3 protein-coding genes are annotated in these 1,976 nt (G+C 45.1%); all 3 read right to left on the minus strand.

Annotation, left to right across the window (positions count from 1 at the left end; translation table 11 throughout):
• Window positions 1-660 (minus strand): glutamic-type intramembrane protease PrsW (prsW, locus tag AC1DWB_RS34235; RefSeq protein ID WP_477545537.1); only part of this gene is annotated, 660 nt, incomplete at its 3' end.
• A gap of 105 nt (window positions 661-765) precedes the next feature.
• A complete protein-coding gene (locus tag AC1DWB_RS34240) occupies window positions 766-1,374 on the minus strand; it encodes a genetic competence negative regulator (RefSeq protein ID WP_477545538.1) in 609 nt (202 codons plus the stop codon).
• Window positions 1,375-1,628: 254 nt separating this feature from the next.
• Entirely contained in the window at window positions 1,629-1,943 is a 315-nt protein-coding gene (locus AC1DWB_RS34245; RefSeq protein WP_477545539.1) for a hypothetical protein, read from the minus strand.
• Window positions 1,944-1,976 lie beyond the last annotated feature (33 nt).

A 1,976-nucleotide genomic window follows, 5' to 3' on the forward strand; every position in this document is an offset into this window, starting at 1 on the left:
GAATGGCGACTTGGCATTCGCCCGGTGTACTTTCCACAAGCTGCTTAGCCATAAATACACCATAAGCGGTRCCATAAACCAGATCCAATACGTCTTCACTTGCAGCAATATATAGTCGAATAATCCGTGCCAAAATACCGGTAGCATTAGCGACATCAGCAGCAGTCGTTTTTTTTCTTGAGGAGTGCCAAACTTGGCTTTCCCCATATAGTAGCCCATCATAACGCCGAACAGAGCATGTCCAGAAACAGGCAGTAAAGCCCGGAACATTAACGCTGACAAGGAGAAATGATTGAATACGGCATAGATGACATTCTCTAATGTTGCAAATCCCATCGAGATGCTGACTGCGTACACGATTCCGTCGTACGGCTCATCGAACTCCGCATGCTTGAGCATGGCGAAATACAACACGAACCATTTGACGAACTCTTCCACGAACCCGGTGATCCCGAAGGCGAACAAGAAATTATTCTCACCAAATCCAAGTACCAAAGCGCGCTGGATCACCATCGTAGGGAATACTATGAGAACACCGTATAAGAATACACGAGCAACCATTGCAATAGGCTCGGCATCATACAAGTCTTTGAGATAGAAATAGACTAAGAGCGCTATTCCTGGGGCAACAGCAGCCGTTATGATCGACAACCATTCCAAGTTCAAGTCCCCTCCTTTCAGGATGACAAGCGAAAAGCACCCGCAAAAACTTGACGTTTTTGAAGATGCTTCATTCGAACGCTGGGACGGCCGGATAAAGAGAGGTTAGTTCTTGAAATGTTTGCATAAGACCTGGACAGCCGATTCGCTGATAATAGAGTTGCCGTATTCCATAAGTACTGCTGAAGTAATCGAAGTCGCTTCCCCGAATTCAGATAATATCGCAATTAGGGCGTGAAACTTGGTTTCTTCCAACTCGGAAGGATCCATCTGAAGAATCCACTTGTTCTTATAGGAATACAAGCTTCCATCCTCCAAACCGATTCCGGAGACGACCTTGGCAGCCCGTACTAAATGTTCAAAATCCTGAAAAGCGAAAGCGATCATGTCGCTCTGCTCCATCGTAACTTCCATTTCGTACACATCTTCCGCTTCTTCTTCATCCAACACTTCGCCGTCGGCACCTACATGCACTTTCCCACGTGTTACGATAACGACCATTCCTTGTGCCGGCAGGGCGAACACTTCTACGGCTAAAGGTCCGGTAGCATCGAAACCGACCTCGTTATAGGCTTGTTCCATCATTTCGCTGAATAGCTCATGTACCTTGGGAATTTCACGCCACATATCTTCTTTCTGAATGCCGCGCTCCTTCAGGTCGTCGAATGTAAGGAAAATCCTTATCTTATCCACGCTCAATCGTTCGATCTTCATGACAGGACCTCCCTTTCCATATCTGATATAACAGATTATGAATTCGTAGAAAGAATGGTGAACGAAAGATCAGGCTTGTATATTTACAATATCATTTTTTTATTCGCATTGCACGAAAAAATGTTGGTTCGCCTGTACAGGAACGATGGTTTGCTCAATATGTATGTATGGAATGTGACGTAAATTCAAACCTGCAAAAAAAATTCCGGATTCCCTATTCTAGGAAAACCGGAACCCTTTTCAAAACATACCGATTACTGGGTCAAGACGTGCGGCTCTTTATGACTCGACCCACTTTGGTTGTGTATAATTTCATCTACATGCTTTTTCAATTCGGGGTCGCGGTTGATGATTTCCTCTACTTTATCCATGCCTGACTCCGGCTCGAAGTTAGCTTTGGCCTTTGAGGTTTTCTTCGCGGCATCTTTACCTCTGTCCATGGCCTGATGCATCATATTGCCTGCTTGATGCGATAATGCAGAGAACGTAACTTGTTTTCCCTTCCGGTTCCAATACATGACTACACCGGCTCCAACAAGACTGCCAAACAAGAAAGCGCCCATTCTCATCGAGTATCCCTCCATTCCTGAACTTTATTGTAT

This window comes from Paenibacillus sp. P4_E11 (genome assembly GCF_056401635.1).